Genomic DNA, 20,828 nt, shown 5'->3' with positions numbered 1-20,828 from the left:
AAATATTTTATTAATTATCTCTTAAATTTTTATAACGATTCAAAATTAGTTTTACTTCAAATCCCAAATTTCTCTAGGACAGTAAAAAATATACTTCTTCGTAGGGTTTTCCATACAACCGAATAGTATCTGATTTTCTGACTCTTCAAGCTTTAGTTTGTTTCCATTTTTATCCATTATGTAAATTGGTTGTTTTTCTGTATCATAGGGCAATAAAGATCGAGAAATCTGCCCTACTAATTCTCCTCCATTGTCAATCCTGAAATATTGGTTGACTTTTTCTATATTTTGTTTCAAAAAGTCATCAGAAAAAGGTTTCGATGAAATGATACTTTTCGGAAACTCTCTGTAAATAACTGTTCTGCATAGTTTTGCAAGTATAAAATCTTCGTTTTCCGTCCAGACTTTTATAGCCTGAAACACGTCCATATCATCCAGCATTGTAAATCTTCTGATATCTTCTTCTGTAGCTTCATCAAATTGATTCTTGACTAAAAAATATTTCAAATTAGAAGGCGCTTCCAAGTCGACATTTTGCGACACAAGAAATTTTGCCCTGTTAAGGATCTGAACCAGAATATGTTCTGCCAAAGCTGCTGTTTTATGGTAATAGACCTGCCAGTACATAAACATCCTGGCCGTAAGGTAATTTTCAATTGAATAAATACCTTTCGTGTCTATCACCAGCTGCTCTTCACTCACATTCATCATAGAAATAATTCGCTCTACATTCACGCTGCCTTCGGAAACGCCTGTGTAAAAGCTGTCCCGCTTCAGATAATCCATCCTGTCTACATCCAGCTGGGAGGAAATCAATTGGTTGAAAAACATCCTGTGGTATTTTCCCTGAAACATTTCAATGGCGAGATCCAGTTTTCCTTTGAATTCTTTATTCAGCCGGTTCATCAGTAAAATCGAGATTTTCTCGTGATGCCAATCGTCCATCAGCATATTTTCCAAAGCGTGCGAAAACGGTCCGTGACCAATATCGTGCATCAGAATCGCCAGCATAGCCGCTTTTTCCTCATCTTTTGAAATCTTCACACCTTTCAACTTCAATGTCTCCAATGCTTTGAACATCAGGTTCATTGCTCCTAACGCGTGATGAAACCTGGTATGTTTTGCGCCGGGAAAAATGAGTGAAAGCAGTCCGGTTTGGGAAATCCTTCTCAACCTTTGGAAATAAGGATGTTCGATGATATCGAATAAAATCTCGTGAGGAATTTTGATAAATCCGTGAACCGGATCATTGATGATTTTCAGTTTGTTTTGCACAATTGATTAGTGATGATTGATACAAAAATAGGGAAATTTTTAGTGGTTTTAAATCTTTTAAAATAATTATGAATGAGAAATTAATATTAATAAATTAGCAAATAAAGTGGAACTAGAAATATGAAAAGTATTATTGTTAAAAAAGGCAAAACATCTCAACACGACATTAATAAAATCAATTAACGATAAGCTATATTCTTTATAGTTTTGGATTAACAGTTTCATATGCATCAGATGCTAATAATATTGTCGGGAAATTATATTATAAAGGAGGTTCTAATACTATTAAAACTGAAGATATAATAGATAAGAGAAAAAAAATAGAAATTAAAATTCGAATTTTATTAGCTACATCAAATCGGGATTTGATTTTCTTTAAACCTGTAATTACAAACAAATTAATATTTTCTTATATTTGATAAAAATACAGAAATGACTTACGCAGAAAAAAATATCATTGAAACTTATTCTAACCTGATAGATAATCTGAGTTCTATCGGAAAAATGGAATTATTAGAAAAATTAACCAAATCTCTAAAAAAAGAAAAAAAAAGTAAGGAAATGGATTTTTTCAATTCTTTTGGTGCATTTTCTGATGAAAAGTTAGCAGAGGATATTATTTTAGAAATTAAAGAAAATAGAAAATTCAGAGAAAAGGATTTGAATTTCTAATTCATTATGCAATATCTTCTCGACACCAATATTTGTATTTTCTTTCTGCGCGGAAAACTCAAACTTGACGAAATTATCCGAGAAAAAGGAATCTCAAACTGCTTCATATCCGAATTAACTGTATTTGAACTTAAATTTGGCGCTGAAAACAGTGCCAATCCAAAGCAATCTCACAAAGCCGTTGATAGATTTGTCGGAGGGCTTTCTATTATTCCAATTATTGGTTCCGTTGATAAATATGCTGAAATCAAAGTCAAATTAAGAAAAAACGGAACCCCTTTGCACGATGAATTTGATCTGATTCTAGGTGTAACGGCTCTAACTCACAAATTAACTTTGGTTACAGATAATATAAAAGATTTCAAAAACATAGAAAATCTTAAAACGGAAAATTGGTTCGAGAGAAATTAATCACACCAAAATCCTCAAACTCTTCGGCAGCACCTTGACGTGAATCGGTGATTTGATTTTCTTAAATTCGCCGTCGATGTGCCAGGTTTTTGTATTGACCTTAAACTCAATTTCGGAAACAGGAAGATAAGTCACATATTCATCATCCTTAAGCCGTTTTGTAAACATCCGGAACGCAAAAAATGCGGAATATGTCAGAGGAAATTTCTTCACCAAAACCAAATCTACCAAACCATCACTTTTGCTGGCCATCGGTGCTATGTAAGCATTATTACCGAACTGTCTCGTGTTGGCAATATTCAGCATCAGGTATTTTCCATTATACTGCTTGTAGTTTTCATCAAAAAATTTGATCTTTATCGGTTTGTAGTTAAAAAATGTTTTGATGGAAACTTTGATGTAATTTTTAAAACCTCGACTTGTTTTTTCGAATTCCTTCACCACTTTACCGTCAAAACCAGTTCCTGAAACGTTGATGGAGAAGTGATCATTCACCATAAACGTATCAATTTCCTTAAATTTTTCATTACTTATTTTCGCAAGCAGGACGTCTAGATTCTTGTTAAAATTATTTTCGTTGGAAAATCCGTTGCCAGAACCAGCAGGGAAAACAGCCAGAATTTTATTTGTATTAATCAACTTTTGAGCAACTACTGATATAGTGCCGTCTCCGCCTACCGCCACAAAAACGTCTACATTTTCCCAGTTATTCTGAATAAAATCTTCTGTATCTTGCAGAGATTTGGAAACAAGATATAAGGGATTATCAACCTTTTTTCGGAGGCTGTCCAAAAATGGCTGATAGTTTTTCTTAGCCGAATAAGGATTAATGATGAAAGCAAATTGCATTGTCCAAAAATAAAAATACTCAGAGAATTACAGCGTCATTTTATGGAATCTTTTTACTTGACTTTGAAAATTTTAAGTTAAAATATTATTTCCACTCTAATTCATGTTAGAGAAGTCGGTTTTACACCCTGCTGTTATCTGCTTTCCAATTTTTGATATTCCGTTTAATCTTCGAAGGAGACCAATTATTTTGTACTGTCTGATGCATCAGATCCATCAGCTCATCATCTGCTGCAAATCTTAGTGCAAAAATCTGGGCATCTGAAAAATGGTAAGTCGAGTTTTCTAAACGATTTCCTGTCAAAGTGTAATACCTCAGCTTAAATTCATTAACAATAATTCTGTCCTGAAGTCCCAATGCGTAATGCTGACGAAGCATTAACGACAAGACTATAATCAAAACAATTATAGCCGAAATTACTGCCCAAATGGTCACAAATTCCGAATTAACGTTTATATTGTTCCATAACTTCACAACTGAAAAAACAAGCAAAGCCAGTGTAACAGGGTAAAATATAAAATGATGAAGCGGATAAAACTTGCGGTGATTTTTTAAATTCTGGTTCATTTAATTATATATTGGCTAATAAACTCTGGTTTCAGCTGATCTTTGATATCCTTAAAATTCATAGTTATATAAACAACACCTGCAGCATAAGCTGTAATCTCGTACTGATTATACACAAATGTGATTTTCTGACTATCAAAATAAAAATTGTTGTTCAGCTGGATTTTATCTGCGATCATCATTTCCTTTTGATCTTTATCTTTGAAATTATTTTTGAGGATTTTGTCCCAATTCGCATCCGAAGGATTTCTGAAAATTTCATTTTGAGAAATCACTTTATTATTTTTTAAATCAAATGTTTTGTAATTTTCAAAATAGTAGCCGTGCGCGCCTCCTGAGTAACCACTTCCTGAATATTTCAGCGTCAGTAGATCATCAGTTTTAGAAACCATTTTCATCTCAGACACTTCATCCCAAGTCTGTTTGAAGTCTGGCATGTAATCCTGGGAATCATCTTTTTTCAAATACTCTTTTTTAAATTTCTCCAGGATATCTGTCAACGATTTTTTAGAATAATCTTCTGCAACAATATTTGCAGGTTTGTAAATGCTATCAAGAATCATCTTGTTACTAATATCAGGGAATACCAAAACCTGTTTTTCAAAAGACAATGTTAGCGTTTTTGCAACCTTGAGAGAATCCTGCACGCGGACGGAATCTATAACAAATGCTTTTTCAGTTTTCAGACTGTCATTCCTGGAATTATTGGTGTTGATTTCTTTATTTTCAGTTTTAGAACACGAAGACAGCAAAGTAACAATGGAAAGAATTGCGAATAGTTTTTTCATAGTTTCTTTTTATTTAGAATGATGATTAAAAAAACATTTTATAACAAAAAACCTTCCAAAAAAATGGAAGGTTTGATTTTATAGTTTAAAATTGATATTAAACATCAATTCTTGCGTAAACCGCATTTTTCTCGATAAACTCTCTTCTAGGTGGTACTTCATCACCCATCAGCATAGAGAATGTAGAATCTGCTTCAACGGCATTATCAATTGTTACCTGTTTCAGAATTCTGTGTTCTGGATTGAGTGTCGTTTCCCAAAGCTGTTCAGGATTCATCTCTCCAAGACCTTTGTAACGTTGTACTTCCACACCTTTTCCGTCTGGCGACATTTCCAAGGTAAATTGCTCACGTTCTTTTTCGTTATAAGCGTAAACTTTTTTGTTTCCTTTTTTCAAAAGATACAAAGGTGGCTGAGCGATATAAATATATCCATTCTCGATCAGTTCTTTCATATAACGGAAGAAGAAAGTCAGAATCAATGTCGAAATGTGAGAACCATCGATATCGGCATCGGTCATAATCACGATTTTGTGATATCTCAATTTCGCCATATTCAACGCTTTAGAATCTTCTTCTGTTCCTACAGAAACTCCAAGCGCTGTATAGATATTTTTGATTTCCTCATTATCATAAACCTTATGAAGCATCGATTTCTCAACATTCAAAATCTTACCTCTCAATGGAAGAATCGCTTGGAAATGACGGTCACGACCTTGTTTTGCCGTTCCACCTGCAGAATCTCCCTCTACTAGGAAAATCTCAGATTCAGCTGGGTCTTTAGAAGAACAATCAGATAATTTCCCTGGTAAACCAGAACCTCCCATCGGCGATTTTCTCTGAACCATTTCACGAGCTTTTTTCGCAGCCTGTCTTGCTTTCGCAGCTAAAACAACTTTTTGTACGATTTGTTTCGCTTCTAACGGATTCTCTTCCAAGAAATTAGTTAACATTTCTCCAACGATTTTATCAACCGCTCCAGAAACTTCTGAGTTACCTAATTTCGTTTTAGTCTGACCTTCGAACTGAGGCTCCATTACTTTTACAGAAACAACCGCTGTCAAACCTTCACGGAAATCATCTCCGGTAACTTCTACTTTTTCTTTTGCAGGCAGTCCTAACTCATCAGCATATTTCTTAAGAGTTCTTGTCAAAGCTCTTCTGAAACCTGCCAAGTGAGTACCTCCTTCGTGCGTATTAATATTATTAACATAAGAATGAAGATTTTCGTTGAAAGATGTGTTATAACGCATCGCTACCTCAACCGGAATATCATCACGTTCGCCTTCCATAAAGATGACGTTCTCCATAATGGACTCACGGTTTCCATCGATATACTCAACGAATTCCTTTAAACCACCTTCCGAATGGAAAGTTTCTGACTTGAAAGAACCATCTTCCAATTTCTCTCTCTCATCTGTCAAAGTAATCGTGATTCCTTTATTAAGGTAAGACAATTCTCTAAGACGATTTGCTAATGTATCGTAGTTATAAACTAATTCTGTGAAAATAGAATCGTCTGGCTGGAAAAACTGCTTGGTTCCTCTTTTATCACTTTGACCTATTTCTTCAACGCCTGTCTGAGCTTTTCCTCGGGAATAAACCTGTTGATAAACATTTCCGTCTCTGTAGACCGTTGTAACCATCTCGTTAGAGAGTGCGTTAACACAGGAAACTCCAACACCATGCAGACCTCCGGAAACTTTGTAAGAATCTTTATCAAACTTACCTCCAGCTCCAATTTTGGTCATTACAACCTCCAGCGCTGATTTTTGTTCTTTCTCGTGAAAATCTACAGGAATACCTCGTCCATTGTCCATCACCTCGATTGCATTGCCTTCTTTTATCGCCACGGAAATGGTATCACAATATCCAGCCAAAGCTTCATCGATCGAGTTATCTACTACTTCATAAACCAAATGGTGGAGACCTCTGACTCCCACATCACCAATGTACATCGAAGGACGCATACGAACGTGCTCCATTCCTTCCAATGCCTGAATACTACTTGCTGTATATTGTTTTTGACTCATATTGTAAAAGATTCAAGATATAAAACTCAAATTTTCAAATAGTTAGCTTGAGAATTTTTCTTGTTATTTTTCTGTTAATTATTTTATTAAAGCTTACAAATATCGTTAAAAAAATCGAGATATGAAAGCCCTAAAATCAGCCAAAAATGACAAGTTTTTAACAGGGATGCTTGGGAATTTTGAATAAAAAAATCGAACTGCAAAAGCTCGATTTCATAAAATTTAAATATTGATAAAAGTTTTAATTTTTCAAAAACTCATCTACTTTTTTCGCACAATCCCGCCCTTCCGCAATTGCCCAAACAACCAAGCTTTGCCCTTTCCTCGCATCACCACAAGAGAAATATTTGGCTTGATTGGTCCTAAAATCTTTATTATTTCCAATCAGATTGCCTTTCGGGTCAAGATTAATATCCAGAGCTTCCACCAAACCTTTTTGCTCAACGTGCGTATAACCCAAAGCAATGAAAGCATAATCACATTCGATGACAAATTCAGAGTTTGGTTTTTCTGTGTAGAGATTCCATTTTCCATCGGCATCTTTTGTCCATTCAGCTTCCACAAGGCGAAGACCCGTAAGATTTCCATTTTCATCTTTCACAAATTCTTTGGAATTAACAGACCACTTTCTTTCGCAACCTTCCTCATGGGATGATGTCACCTGCAAAGTCATCGGCATTGTTGGCCAGGGCATTGTCTCATCACGCTGTGTTGGCTGCATCGGTTTATAATAAATCTGATAAACCACTTCCGCACCTTGCCGATTCGATGTTCCAATGCAATCTGAACCCGTATCTCCACCTCCAATGACGACCACCTTTTTCCCTTTAACATTGAGTTCTTCTTCATTAAAGTCGATTCCGCTCACTTTTTTATTATTCTGAACCAGAAAATCCATTGCGAAATGAACCCCTTTTGCATCACGGTTTGGAAGCATCAGATCTCTCGGAACTGTACTTCCCAAAGCCAAAACAACCGCATCAAAATTCCTGTTCAATTCTTCAACCGAATAATTGACACCAACATTGACATTAGTCCTAAATTCAACACCTTCCTGTTCCATCCACCGAACACGGCGTTCAACGATGTTTTTATCTAATTTAAAATCTGGAATACCAAACCTCAACAAACCACCAATTTCAGAATCTCTTTCGAAAACTGTCACCTGATGACCAGCCTGATTCAATTGATAAGCCGAAGCCAAACCAGCAGGACCGGAACCAATAACCGCCACTTTTTTATCCGTTCTGAATTGAGGAATTTTTGGTTTTGCAAAACCTTGTTCAAAAGCGATTTCGATAATATTTTTTTCAATTTCCTCAATCGCTACTGGCAAATTATTAATTCCTAAAACACAAGCTCCTTCGCAAGGCGCAGGACAAATTCGACCCGTAAATTCAGGAAAATTATTAGTTGAAGTTAAAATACGATAAGCCTTTTCCCATTGCTCCTTATAAACCGCATCATTGAATTCTGGAATCACATTTCCCAACGGACAACCGCTCTGACAAAACGGAACACCACAATCCATACATCTTGCAGACTGCTCTTTCAAGAGCTTTTCAGAAGCTGGTTCATAAAATTCCTTATAATTCTTCAACCTTTCCGAAACCGGAAGCTTCGCAGGCAACTCTCTGTCATATATCAAAAAACCATCTGTCTTTCCCATTATTTCATTGCATTTATTTGATTCTCCATTACTTTTTTATATTCACGAGGATAGACTTTCACAAAGTGCTTCAAATTATTTTCAAAATCGCTTAAAAGATATTCTGCCAAATAACTTCCCGTGATTTCAAAATGTTCTTTGATTAAATCCATAACCAATTCAACATCTTTCTCGGTCAAGTTTTCCAAATCCGCCATATCAGGATTGAAATTCTTCTCCAAATCTTTTCTAACATCCCAGACATAAGCGATTCCACCACTCATTCCGGCTCCGAAATTCCGTCCAACTCCCCCCAGAATCACAACCGTTCCACCCGTCATATATTCGCAACCGTGGTCGCCAATTCCTTCTACAACAGCAGTCGCTCCGGAATTACGAACGCAGAATCTTTCGCCCGCCATTCCATTAATGAAAACCTTTCCGGAAGTTGCTCCGTACAAAGCGACATTTCCTATAATGCTATTTTCATTAGCTTTAATCACCGCTTCTTCATCCGGAAAAACAGCGAGTTTTGCACCCGACAAACCTTTACCAAAGTAATCATTCGCATCACCTTCCAGAATCATTGTCATTCCTTGGTTACAAAAAGCACCAAAACTTTGTCCTGCCGTTCCTTTAAAATTAAATTTCAAAGAATCCTCTGACATTCCGTCAGAATGATAAACCTTCGTAAGCTCGTGCGAGAGAATTGTCCCGACCGTTCTATCCGTATTTTTAATTGAAAAAGAAGCTTCTACTTTTCCATTATTTTCTAAAGCCGATTTTGAAACCTCAAGCATTTTCCAAGACAAAGATTCATCCAAGCCACTATCTTGTTCTTCGGCTTTTACAATTGGTAAATCGGTTTCCATTTTGTAAAGAAGCTGACTCAAATCGATGTTCTGATGTTTCCAGAATTTGATTTCTTTTTTCTTTTCCAGACATTGAGATTGCCCGACCATTTCGTCAATCGTTCTGAAACCGAGGCTTGCCATTATCTCGCGAACTTCCATCGCTAAAAACGTAAAATAGCTTACCAAATGCTCTGGTTTTCCTGTAAATTTTTTACGCAACTCTTCATTCTGAGTCGCAATCCCGACAGGGCAGGTATTAAGATGACATTTTCTCATTAAGATACAACCTTCTACAATCAAAGCAGATGTCGCAATTCCCCACTCTTCCGCTCCAAGCAAAGTTGCCATTACCAAATCACGTCCGGTTTTCATTTGACCATCCACCTGAACCGTCACTCGTTGTCTTAATTTGTTTTTAATCAAAGTCTGATGCGTTTCTGCCAACCCCAATTCCCACGGCAGTCCTGTATGACGAACCGAACTCAAAGGAGAAGCTCCTGTTCCGCCATCATAACCGGAAATCAAAATATGGTCAGCTTTAGCTTTTGCCACTCCGGACGCAATCGTTCCAACACCGGCTTTCGAAACCAGCTTAACTGAAATCCTTGCGTGTCGATTGGCATTTTTCAAGTCAAAAATCAACTGCGCCAAATCTTCTATAGAATAAATATCGTGATGCGGAGGCGGAGAAATCAAACCAACTCCCGGCGTAGAATGTCGTGTTTTCCCAATCCAAGAATCCACTTTTTCGCCGGACAATTGCCCTCCTTCTCCTGGTTTTGCACCTTGAGCCATTTTGATTTGAAGTTCTTCCGCTTCTGCCAAATATCTCGCTGTTACTCCAAATCTACCCGAAGCAACCTGCTTGATTGACGAACGTAAACTATCGCCGTTTTCATTAATAACATATCTGTTTTCATCTTCGCCACCTTCACCCGTATTACTTTTAGCCCCAATCCGATTCATTGCAATTGCCAAAGTCGTATGCGCTTCCCAGGAAATCGAACCAAAAGACATTGCTCCGGTTGCGAAGCGTTTCAGAATATTTTCAATCGGTTCAACTTCAGATAAAGGAATGGATTGACGGTCATTTTTAAACTCCAACAAACCTCTTAACAACGATGCATTTTCGGTTTGACGATTGACCGCACGAGAATATTTTTTGAATGTTTCGTAATTATCATTCCAAGTTGCCTGTTGCAAAAGATGAATAGATTGAGGATTGAATTGATGATATTCGCTGTCTTTTCGCCATTGATAAATTCCGCCAGAATCTAAAATTCCAAACGCTGAATCTTTCTCAAACGCTTGGTAATGTTTCGCTAAAGCTTCTTTCGCAATTTCATCAAAACCAATTCCGTTGATTCTGGAAATCGCTCCCGTAAAACACGTATTGACCAATGGTTTATTGAGACCTATAATCTCAAAAATCTGCGCACCGTGATAAGATTGCAAAGTCGAAATTCCCATCTTTGAAAAAATCTTCAACAATCCATCACCAACCGCTTTTTTATAATTGTATTTAAGTTGTTCCAAATCCGCATCCTGCTTGAATTCGCCATCATAAAACATTTGTCTGATACTCGCCAAAGCCAAATAAGGATTAATCGCAGTCGCTCCAAAACCAAGCAAACTTGCAAAATGATGAACTTCCCAGACATCGCCAGCCTCAATCACCAAACCAACTCTTCTACGAACCCCTTTTCTGATCAAATGGTGATGCACAGCCGAACAAGCCAACAAAGAAGGAATCGATGCGTGTTGCGAATCCAAAGAACGGTCGGAAAGTATAATCACTTCAAAACCATCTTCTACCGCATCCATCGCATAACGACAAATTCTATCCAAAGCTTTCTTCAAGCTTCCTTCTTTTTCATCTGCTTTGAAATAAGTATAAATTGTTTTCGATTGAAATTTACCTGTATCAACACTTCTTAATTTTTCTAATTGTTCATTATTAAGAATCGGATGTTCAAGCTTTATTGAATGAGCGAAGTTTTTATCATCTTCCAAAAGATTCCCATTTCCGCCGATAATTGTTGTCAAAGACATTACCAGTTTTTCACGAATTGGGTCGATTGGAGGATTGGTTACCTGTGCAAATAATTGTTTGAAATAAGAACTGAAATGCTGTGGTTTTTCACTCAAAACTGCCAACGGTGCATCAAATCCCATCGAACCAATTGGTTCTTTGCCGTGAACCGCCATTTCTTTAATGACTTTATCCAAATCTTCTCTGGAATAACCAAACGCTTTCTGATATTTAAAAATATCTTCGGATTGTAATTTATTAAATCTGATTTTCGGACTTGGCAACTCCTTCAGATTAATATTCATTTTATCCAGCCAATCACGATAAGGCTGTGATGTACAAATCTCTTTTTTTAGCTCGTCATCACTTACAATGACGCCCTTTTTCATATCGACCAAGAACATTTTTCCAGGCTGAAGACGCCCTCTTTTGATGACATTTTTTGGATTGACAGGCAAAGCTCCAGATTCTGAAGCCATAATCACCAAATCGTCAGAAGTCACACAATATCTCGAAGGACGAAGTCCGTTTCTATCTAAAGTTGCGCCAATCATTTCGCCATCAGTAAAAGAAATAGAAGCAGGACCATCCCAAGGTTCCATCATACAAGCGTGGAACTCATAGAAATCCTTTTTGTAATCTTCCATTTGTTTGTTTCCGTCCCAAGCTTCGGGAATCAACATCATCATTGTATGAGGTAACGAGCGACCGGAATGATAAAGAAGTTCCACCATATTATCCAAATAGGAAGAATCGGATTGATTAGGTTTTGTCAACGGCAAAATCATATCCATTTCCTGAGGCGTGAAATTCGGATTTGAAAAGGTTTTTTCAGAAGATTTCAGCCAATTGAGATTTCCACCGATTGTATTGATTTCGCCATTATGCGCCAGAAAACGAAACGGTTGCGCCAAACTCCAAGTCGGAGATGTATTGGTTGCAAAACGGGAATGAATCATCCCAAACGCAGACCGTGTTTTAGGATTTGTAAGGTCTTTGAAATAATTGCGAATCTGAACAGAACGCAATTGTCCTTTATAAATCAACTTCTTACAAGAAAACGAAGCCACATAAAAACCAATCGGGTCATTGCTTGTCACACTTGTAATCTGGTGCGAAATATAATTGCGGAAAACAAACAATTTTCGTTCAAAATCTTTATCCGTTTCCACATCAAAAGGACGTTCCACAAAAAGCATTTCCATTACAGGTTCAACACTTTTTGCCAAATCTCCCAAGTCTATGTTATTGACTGGAACCGGACGATAGCCCAAAATCTTAAGCCCGAGCTTATCCGCAGACTGTTCAATAATCTCTTTACATTCTTCCCGGATAAAATTATTCTGAGGAAAAAACAGCATTCCAACCCCATAAAAACCAGGCGCCGGCAAATCAAAACCGAAATTGAGCGCTTCATCATACAACAGCTCATGCGGAATCTGAATCTGCAAACCTGCACCATCACCTGTATTACTTTCGTAACCTGTTGCACCACGATGTTCCATATTTTCGAGCATTGTAATAGCGTCGCTGACAATTTTGAAACTTTTGAGTCCTTTTATATTAGCCACAAAGCCAACTCCGCACGAGTCGAATTCTGTTTCGGATAAATAAAGTCCTTGATTTTCGGGAAGGGGATTTTGGGAAATTTTCCTTGCTCTTTTCATCTACATCAATTTTGGGTACTAACAAACTTAGTGAAAAAAGAATCAAAAATGATTTTAAATTACCGAATCAGCAATTATAAAAACCATAAATAAGATTTAAAACAAATAAAACAGCTTTTATTTGCCGATAATTTACATTAATTTAATATTTAATAATTATTCGTTAAAATTAAATTAATATTACAAACACATAAAATATTAACAATCAGACAATTAATTAAAATCAATATTTCAATTAGGCTCGAAAAAGATTGAAATCGAATCTAATTTTTCTAAAAATCCAGCAAAGTCTAAAATTTAGCAGATAAAATAAAAACACCCCTAAAAAATTTAGGGGTGCAATATTTTAAAACACAATTTCAAGTGAAACTAGATTATATTTTCATATAATAATCAACTTGAAACCATTTTTAATTATTTAGAAAGTAAAATCGAAAAGTAAAATTCAATTTTAACAATTCAATAACAATAATTAAAATTATTTGAATGATCAATAAATTAAGTTTTATTTTAAATAATTCTCTACAACAATTTTAATAAAACGTTAAATCAATTTCATTAATAAAACCTCATCAATTTTCTCCACTTTCACCAAATTATTCTTAGTTAAAGTCTTAGAAGCTTTGTCCCATTTTTTACCAGAAAGCTGTGAACGGGTTTTAACTTCATTCAATTCCAAAGCATCTTCTTGAGAATTGAGGATTTCAAGAATTACCTTTTCATCTTCTCCCAATTCCACGGTTGGTACTTTCTTCTCAGCTCTCATTTGAGGGAAGAAAAGAACTTCCTGGATGGACGGATTATTGGTCAAAAACATAATCAATCTGTCCATTCCGATTCCCAGTCCAGAGGTTGGCGGCATTCCGTATTCCAAAGCTCTAAGAAAGTCTTCATCAATGAAACCTGTTGCTTCATCATCACCTTTTTCAGATAATAATAATTGATGTTCAAAACGTTGTCTTTGGTCGATTGGGTCATTCAATTCCGAATAAGCATTTGCGATTTCTTTTCCACAAACCATCAATTCGAAACGCTCTGTCAAACCTTCCTGACTTCTGTGTTTTTTAGTCAAAGGCGACATCTCAACAGGATAATCTGTGATGAAAGTCGGCTGAATGAAATTTCCTTCACACTTTTCTCCGAAAATCTCATCAATCAATTTTCCTTTACCCATTGTTTCATCCACCTCGATTCCGATAGATTTTGCAAAGTCGAATAACTCCTGCTCAGACTTTCCAGTGATGTCGAAACCTGTGTATTTCAAAATCGCTTCTGTCATAGAAACTCTTGGATAAGGTGCTTTCCAGCTGATGGTGTGTTCTCCGAAAACAGACTCAGAAGTTCCGTTAACCGAAGTGGCACAGAATTCCAACAATTTCTCTGTGAAATCCATCATCCAGTTGTAATCTTTGTAAGCCACATAGATTTCCATTGCTGTAAATTCTGGATTGTGCGTTCTGTCCATCCCTTCATTTCTGAAGTTTTTTGAGAATTCATACACACCGTCAAATCCACCAACAATCAATCTTTTCAGATATAATTCGTTAGCAATTCTAAGATATAAAGGAATATCTAAAGCGTTGTGATGCGTGATAAATGGTCTCGCCGCAGCTCCACCAGGAATCGATTGCAAAATAGGCGTCTCAACTTCAAAATAACCAGCATCATTGAAGAAAGTTCTCATAGCATTGAACAATTTTGTTCTTTTTACGAAGATTTCTTTCACATGAGGATTAACGACCAAGTCTGCATAACGCTGTCTGTAACGTAATTCTGCATCGGTGAAACCATCAAAAACATTACCTTCAGCATCCACTTTTGGAAGCGGAAGCGGACGTAGTGATTTTGTCAATAAAGTGAAGTTTTTTACCATTACTGTCATCTCTCCAACTTGAGTTTTGAACAATTCACCTTCGATGCCGATGATATCACCGATGTCTAAAAGATGCTTGTAAACCTCATTATATAAAGTTTTGTCTTCACCAGTACAAATCTCGTCACGGTTAAAATAAACCTGAATTCTTCCTTCGGAATCCTGCAATTCTGCAAAACTCGCCTTCCCCTGAATCCTTCTAGACATCAATCTTCCAGCAATCACCACCTTCTTCCCTTCTTCGAAATCCTGTTTTATAGATTTTGTAGAATCTGTGATTTTGTATTCAGCAGCTGGGAACGCATCGATTCCCAAATCGGTCAATTTCTGTAGTTTCTCGCGACGGATAATTTCCTGTTCTGATAATGACATTTTAATTCAATTTTTTGGAACTGCAAAAATAGTGATTTTAAAATGTTTATGGAAGTTAATTTTTAGTAAGTCATTTTAACGCAAAGAGCGCGAGGATTTTTTGAAATTATTCAAGATAATTTTAAGGTTCGCAAAGGCGTAAAACTCAGCATAGATATACAGTTTAATTACTAATTAATTTTGATAATAAATTCTTTGTCAAAAAATTCTCTTTCCACTTTTGACATTCTATCACGTAAAACCCTGATTGTAAATCCTCCAACTAATTTTCCATTTTTAGAATACATCCAATCTGAGATTTTATCTGTTCGGATTTTAATTTTATTATTAAGTTTAATTTCAGTTATCGAATTTGGTAGATTATCAATAATTCCAAAATATTCGTTGTCGATTTTTTCAATATTGACAGCCCAAATATGTTCTGTTTTATCACTTAAATCAAAACGAATTTTTAAGGCAAAGTTTTCATTTCCTGAATCCATTAAACCCTTATCAAAATCTTCTAATGTTTTATTCGCCAACTCAATAGCAGAATTTATTTCATTATCGTCATCATTTAATGAGTAAATTATGGGTTCGTTGCCTCTTTCTATTTTATCCATTTTAAAAACTCTTTATTCTAAAACCAACTTTTCCTGTTTTCTTTCGGAATAAATGTCCAAGCCAAAATTCTGCTTATTTTCTGCCCTTGCGCCATATCTATAGTTTTGAATTCCGGCATTTTGAGGTTTTTGAGAAGTGTTGTCAGCTGATGCAGATTGTCTTTTTTGGAAACCAAACTCGTGAACCAAAGAACCTGTGAAGAAAATTGGACACTTTCATTAATCATTTTTTTGATGAACGCCATTTCGCCACCTTCGCACCATAATTCCGACGCGTTGCCACTGAAATTGAGATTAGTTTTATCTACCTTCTTTTTTCTGAGATTATTACTCTTTCTCCGATTTCCGAGAATCGCATCTTCTTCCGATTCGTGAAAAGGCGGATTGCACATCGAGAAAGTGAAACGGTCTTTAGACAAAATGATATTTTTAAAAATCAAATCAGAATCGGGTTGAAGTTTAAGTTGGATATTTTCTTCTAAATCAGGATTACTTTCTAAAATTTTTTGGGCATTTTCCAGAGAACCTTGATTGATATCGGTACCCAACATTTCCCAGCCGTAAGAATGATTCGCAATCAAAGGATAAACGAGATTAGCTCCCGTTCCAATATCTAACCCTTTTACCGAATTTCCTGTTGGAATATTTCCGTTTTCTTCAGCTAATAAGTCCGCCAAATAATGCACATAATCTGCTCGCCCCGGAATAGGTGGACAAAGATTACCTTCCGGAATACCCCATTCTTTTACATTGTAATACTTCAGAAGCAAAGCTTTGTTAAGCAACCTAACCGCTTTCGGAATATTGAAATTGATAGTCAAAGTATCGTAATCATTTTTGAAAACGTAATGCTTCAACTCTGGAAGGACGGAAATTAAAGCTTCAAAATCATAAGAATTGCGATGAAGATTTCTTGGATGAAGACTGGATTTTTCAGACATCACCAAAAGTTACTTCGAAGATAAAATATACTGCGCCATAAATTTCGCATTTTCTATGCTCAATCCATTGTGAGCCGGCATAGGAACATCTCCCCAAATTCCTGAACTTCCTTTGATGATTTTCTCCGCCAGCATTTCTACATTTTCCGGTGTGTTCTCGTATTTTTTCGCCACTTCTTTATAAGAGGGTCCAATCATTTTTTCGTCTAGTTTGTGACAACCTAAACAATCTGCACCTTCGACTAACGATTTACCTTCGGCAACTGGATCGGTTACAACTTTTGGTGCAGGCTCAGGTTCAGAAACCAAAACATCTTTGTTTCCAGAATTTTCACTTTTAGAACAGGAAAACATGGTCATTAAAATGGTTGCAATAATTATTCTTTTCATTTTCAGATTTTGTTCAAATATAAATAAAAAAGACATCCTCTACAGGATGTCTTGATATAATAATTATTAAGTTTAACTTATTTTTTGATTATAACTTTCTCATTAAAAGTAACTCCCAAACCAGTTCCTTTCACAACGTAAACACCGTTTGGTAAAGAACTCACATTAATTGCATTGTCATCAGATAAATTAATTTTCTCTGAAATTACTAATTTACCCGTAGCATCATAAACTTGTACCAATGTATTACCCAAAGTAACCGATCCGCTCTTAATACGAATCTCGTTTTTAGCTGGATTTGGATAAACTATGAATTTATCTTTTTGTACATCCGCAACGGCAAGATTACGATTACATTCTGCAGGCACTGAAAAATCTTCAACCTGATCATTCATTGCTGTTCCCGTACCAATAATTAAACCAGCAGATGCATTAACTCCTAAACCTCTTTTTGCAAAGACATTCCAAATTAGACATTTATCCGCACCTCCTGTTGTAGCTTGATCTGCAGCAATAATTGCATCTCTTCCTTTTACAAATGTTGGGTTACAGCCTTGTAATTTAAGACCATTCATTACTAATTGAAGAACCCTTGCACTTCCTGAGTTTGGAGCAGCAACTACGTCTGATGCATAGCCATATTTTTCAACCATTTTCCAATGTAGATCCCAAAGCATTGTTGCCCATACAAATCCGACGGAGTGAACATTGACATAAGTAGTACCACTAGACACATAAGTCATCCCATTTGTACTACCATAAGTGTAAGCATTAATAGTAGTATCTGGAGAGTATTGAGCCGGCCTGATTCCTTGCCCAGAAATTGTTTCGTTTACTGCAAAAGTACCGATTCCTCTAGGTACAGATGCATCATCTCCTGGACGATTTGTCAACATCAAAGCAAAGAAATCTGACCATCCTTCGCCCATTTGCTCATTACTTGCACTTGTATTAAGACAAGATGATCCACTACCTGTACTTCTGTTTGAAATTCCGTGACCATATTCGTGAGCTACAATACCATTATCCAAACTACCATCTATCCAAATGCTATTGTCTTTGATATTAGCATTCACTACCGTGTTTGCACTTAATTTGGATTTAATCAATTCTCCTTCTGCATTTTCCGTAAGGACACCAGGAATTGTTACAGTTGTATCTGTACCACCCATATTTCCAACAGCAGGAGAATCAGAAACATTATAAACAATAACACCTAATGCCCCTTTATCCTGAGCATTTTTGAATTTGACAGCAAAGTTACAATCTCCTCTTTCTATCAAAGCAATTTTACCTGTTAGGTTAGTATTACTTAAAGTTGTACAACCTTTTATTGGAGAAACAAGAACCACATCAGCAGTTACAGGGTTAGTTGCTATAGTTGGACCAAATCCTGAGTTCACACCAACCACTGGAAGTCTGCCGACTAAATCTGATGGGGCATTATACGATAGAAAATTTTGAGTTTTAGGCCCCCAAAGGTACATTTGCATTCTTGGAAAACGTCCGTCTGGAGGCGTAGAGAAATTTGCATTATCCGTTCCTCCTCCATCACGCGCTTCTGCTCTTACAGCATCATTACCAAATCCGCCTTTCCCAAAGTTATTGATTTGGAAGTTTCTCGCAGATTCTGTAAAACCAAATTTGTAGAAAATATCGTGCATCTTGTTATTCATATAGAACAACTGAGTGAGAGCAGCATCAGTATATTCTGCTGGTGGTGTATTTACATCCAAAGGAAAATCAAACACTCTGTTTGCACCTCCTTCTGCCACATCTCCGACTGTGTTTGTATTGGTATAATCTGTATAAGCATAAGCATTATTACCTCTTGTGTACGTATAATGATTGGTACCGTCGGAATGCCAGCCTTCTGGAGACGCATCTAAAAACCAAGGGTTAGAAACCAAAGATCTCCCCCCGAATGTAGGAGCTTCAACAGGCAAGGCAAAAACTCTGTATGAAGCATTATCCGGTGCCAAAATTTTATTTGAAGACAATGATCTCGCCGCAGCTTCCTCTGCTTTTATATTTGCAATTCTTTCCGGACTTGTGTATGAATGGGTATCGAATTTACACGAAATCAAAAGGTTATTTTTCTCAAGAATTTCGCCAGTCGCAGCATTTACCAAAACATTCCAGTAATTACTGCTTTCAGCTTCTTCAAAGTTAACTTCGTAAGCTAAGATTAATTGATTTGCCTTTTGATAATAAACCGTATTAGTCAAAACACTATTTTCTTTTCCAGCTTCAAAAGTATATTTGTTGCTACTTTTCAAGTTCAACTTTTTAAGAACAGAATCAAAAGCAGCTTTACTTGTAATCCCAGCTTTTTTGGAACTCACAGTAACTGACGAAACATCCGAAAAATTATCAGACATATAAGACACAGTATTATTCCTAATCAAAGCTGAAGATACTGCATTAAAAATAGGGATCCCTTCATAAGTTTGCTGCACATTGACAACAGCTCCTTTCAAACTTTCTGACTTGTCAGAATTTATAATTTTTATTCCACTTGCAGCTGTTTTGTCATATTTCTTATTTGAAAAAATATAATCTTTAACAACTGACTCATAATTCTGAGCTTGGATAAAAGAAAACGCAAAAAAAGCGGCAATTGTAATTCCGCGGTTAAGAGAATTAATCTTCTTCATATATTTATTATTGATTAAGTCGCTAATATAGTTATTTAATAAATATTAAGCCGAAAACTTATTAAAAATTTATAAAAAATACAACAAATACAATTTTTACACACATAACAAATAAGACTTTTTTTTCAAAACGGACAAACAAAAATGAATTCTTATCTTTGCAGAATGGTAAAAATTGGCAACATAGAACTTCCTGACTTTCCGCTATTGCTGGCACCCATGGAAGATGTAAGTGACCCACCGTTCAGAAAATTGTGCAAAATGCACGGCGCAGACTTGATGTATTCCGAGTTTATTTCTTCGGAAGGATTGATTCGTGATGCGATAAAGAGTCGTAAAAAGCTTGATATTTTCGATTACGAGAGACCCGTGGGAATCCAGATTTTTGGCGGCGATGAAGAAGCAATGGCAATTTCTGCAAGAATTGTGGAGACTGTGGAGCCAGATTTGGTGGATATTAATTTCGGTTGTCCTGTAAAAAAAGTCGTTTGCAAAGGAGCTGGAGCTGGTGTTTTGAAAGATATCGATTTGATGGTGAGATTAACGAAAGCTGTTGTCAGTTCTACACATTTGCCAGTTACTGTAAAAACGCGATTAGGCTGGGATAATGATTCAATCAATATTGATGAAGTTGCCGAAAGACTACAGGATGTCGGAATCAAAGCCTTAACCATCCACGCCAGAACACGTGCCCAAATGTACAAAGGCGAAGCAGATTGGGAACATATCTCAAGAATCAAAAACAATCCGAATATCGAAATTCCGATTTTTGGAAACGGTGATGTTGATTCTCCCGAAAAAGCGTTAGAATATAAAAACAAATATAACTGTGATGGAATAATGATTGGTCGTGGTGCGATTGGTTATCCGTGGATTTTCAACGAAATCAAACATTTTTTTGAGACTGGAGAAATTCTTCCTGAGCCAACTATTGCAGAAAGATTGGAAGCTGTGAAAAACCACGCCCTTTGGTCTGTGGAATGGAAAGGCGAACGTCCCGGAATTGTGGAAATGAGACAACATTACAGCAATTATTTCCGTGGAATTCCACATTTTAAAGAATTTAAAACTAAGTTTCTTCAAGCTTTAACGCTTGAAGAAATTGATGAAATCATCGAAGAGACGAAGCATTTTTATCAGGAAAATGTGATTTAAATAATCTTTCACAAAAATTAACAGAATCCGTCTCACAACAAA

The 20,828-nt window shown here is 36.3% G+C and carries 15 protein-coding genes; 3 read left to right on the top strand and 12 right to left on the bottom strand.

Going from position 1 to position 20,828, the window contains the following annotated elements; genetic code table 11:
- Positions 1–51: 51 nt before the first annotated feature.
- Positions 52–1,275 (bottom strand): HD domain-containing protein, encoded by a 1,224-nt coding sequence (locus EGH73_RS06905; protein ID WP_123281240.1) that lies wholly within the window; start codon positions 1,273–1,275, stop codon positions 52–54.
- Positions 1,276–1,707: 432 nt separating this feature from the next.
- On the opposite strand from EGH73_RS06905, the gene EGH73_RS06900 reads away from it, so the two are divergent.
- Together EGH73_RS06900 and EGH73_RS06895 are read left to right on the top strand one after the other, a co-directional pair.
- Positions 1,708–1,947 carry a hypothetical protein gene (locus tag EGH73_RS06900; RefSeq protein ID WP_123281239.1) on the top strand — a complete coding sequence of 80 codons (240 nt, stop codon included), beginning with the start codon at positions 1,708–1,710 and terminating at the stop codon, positions 1,945–1,947.
- 6 nt (positions 1,948–1,953) lie between these two features.
- Positions 1,954–2,358, top strand: a complete 405-nt coding sequence (locus tag EGH73_RS06895) for a PIN domain-containing protein (protein ID WP_123281238.1) — start codon at positions 1,954–1,956, stop codon at positions 2,356–2,358.
- On the opposite strand, the gene EGH73_RS06890 is transcribed toward EGH73_RS06895, so the two are convergent.
- The 11 genes from EGH73_RS06890 to EGH73_RS06840 form a co-directional block, all read right to left on the bottom strand.
- On the bottom strand, positions 2,359–3,207 hold the full coding sequence (locus tag EGH73_RS06890; protein ID WP_123281237.1) for a diacylglycerol/lipid kinase family protein: 849 nt from the start codon (positions 3,205–3,207) through the stop codon (positions 2,359–2,361).
- A gap of 121 nt (positions 3,208–3,328) precedes the next feature.
- Positions 3,329–3,775, bottom strand: coding sequence for a DUF6526 family protein (locus EGH73_RS06885; RefSeq protein WP_123281236.1), 447 nt, complete (start codon positions 3,773–3,775; stop codon positions 3,329–3,331).
- A complete protein-coding gene (locus EGH73_RS06880) occupies positions 3,772–4,563 on the bottom strand; it encodes an RsiV family protein (protein WP_123281235.1) in 792 nt (263 codons plus the stop codon). The genes EGH73_RS06885 and EGH73_RS06880 overlap by 4 nt, the downstream gene beginning before the upstream one ends.
- A gap of 97 nt (positions 4,564–4,660) precedes the next feature.
- Positions 4,661–6,595: a DNA topoisomerase (ATP-hydrolyzing) subunit B gene (gene gyrB, locus EGH73_RS06875; RefSeq protein ID WP_123281234.1), complete on the bottom strand. Its 1,935-nt coding sequence runs from the start codon at positions 6,593–6,595 to the stop codon at positions 4,661–4,663.
- 241 nt (positions 6,596–6,836) lie between these two features.
- Complete coding sequence (locus EGH73_RS06870; protein WP_123281233.1) at positions 6,837–8,264, bottom strand: glutamate synthase subunit beta; 1,428 nt, start codon at positions 8,262–8,264, stop codon at positions 6,837–6,839.
- A complete protein-coding gene (gltB, locus tag EGH73_RS06865) occupies positions 8,264–12,796 on the bottom strand; it encodes a glutamate synthase large subunit (RefSeq protein WP_123281232.1) in 4,533 nt (1,510 codons plus the stop codon). The genes EGH73_RS06870 and gltB overlap by 1 nt, the downstream gene beginning before the upstream one ends.
- A gap of 544 nt (positions 12,797–13,340) precedes the next feature.
- Entirely contained in the window at positions 13,341–15,041 is a 1,701-nt protein-coding gene (gene lysS / locus EGH73_RS06860) for a lysine--tRNA ligase (protein ID WP_123281231.1), read from the bottom strand.
- A 170-nt stretch (positions 15,042–15,211) separates the two neighbouring features.
- The gene (locus EGH73_RS06855; protein WP_089769240.1) at positions 15,212–15,643 is read right to left on the bottom strand and encodes a DUF2314 domain-containing protein; all 432 of its coding nucleotides are present in this window, start codon (positions 15,641–15,643) and stop codon (positions 15,212–15,214) included.
- A 17-nt stretch (positions 15,644–15,660) separates the two neighbouring features.
- Complete coding sequence (gene rlmF, locus EGH73_RS06850; RefSeq protein WP_184808078.1) at positions 15,661–16,584, bottom strand: 23S rRNA (adenine(1618)-N(6))-methyltransferase RlmF; 924 nt, start codon at positions 16,582–16,584, stop codon at positions 15,661–15,663.
- Between the two features lie 9 nt (positions 16,585–16,593).
- On the bottom strand, positions 16,594–16,974 hold the full coding sequence (locus EGH73_RS06845; RefSeq protein WP_089769236.1) for a c-type cytochrome: 381 nt from the start codon (positions 16,972–16,974) through the stop codon (positions 16,594–16,596).
- A gap of 77 nt (positions 16,975–17,051) precedes the next feature.
- Positions 17,052–19,631, bottom strand: a complete 2,580-nt coding sequence (locus tag EGH73_RS06840) for a T9SS-dependent M36 family metallopeptidase (RefSeq protein WP_123281230.1) — start codon at positions 19,629–19,631, stop codon at positions 17,052–17,054.
- A 165-nt stretch (positions 19,632–19,796) separates the two neighbouring features.
- On the opposite strand from EGH73_RS06840, the gene dusB reads away from it, so the two are divergent.
- Positions 19,797–20,786, top strand: a complete 990-nt coding sequence (dusB, locus tag EGH73_RS06835) for a tRNA dihydrouridine synthase DusB (RefSeq protein WP_089769233.1) — start codon at positions 19,797–19,799, stop codon at positions 20,784–20,786.
- Positions 20,787–20,828 lie beyond the last annotated feature (42 nt).

It is taken from the genome of Epilithonimonas hominis, assembly GCF_003730015.1.
Taxonomy (GTDB): domain Bacteria; phylum Bacteroidota; class Bacteroidia; order Flavobacteriales; family Weeksellaceae; genus Epilithonimonas; species Epilithonimonas hominis.
Note: the sequence above shows the minus strand (reverse complement) of the source record. Positions and strands in the feature narration are given on the sequence as shown.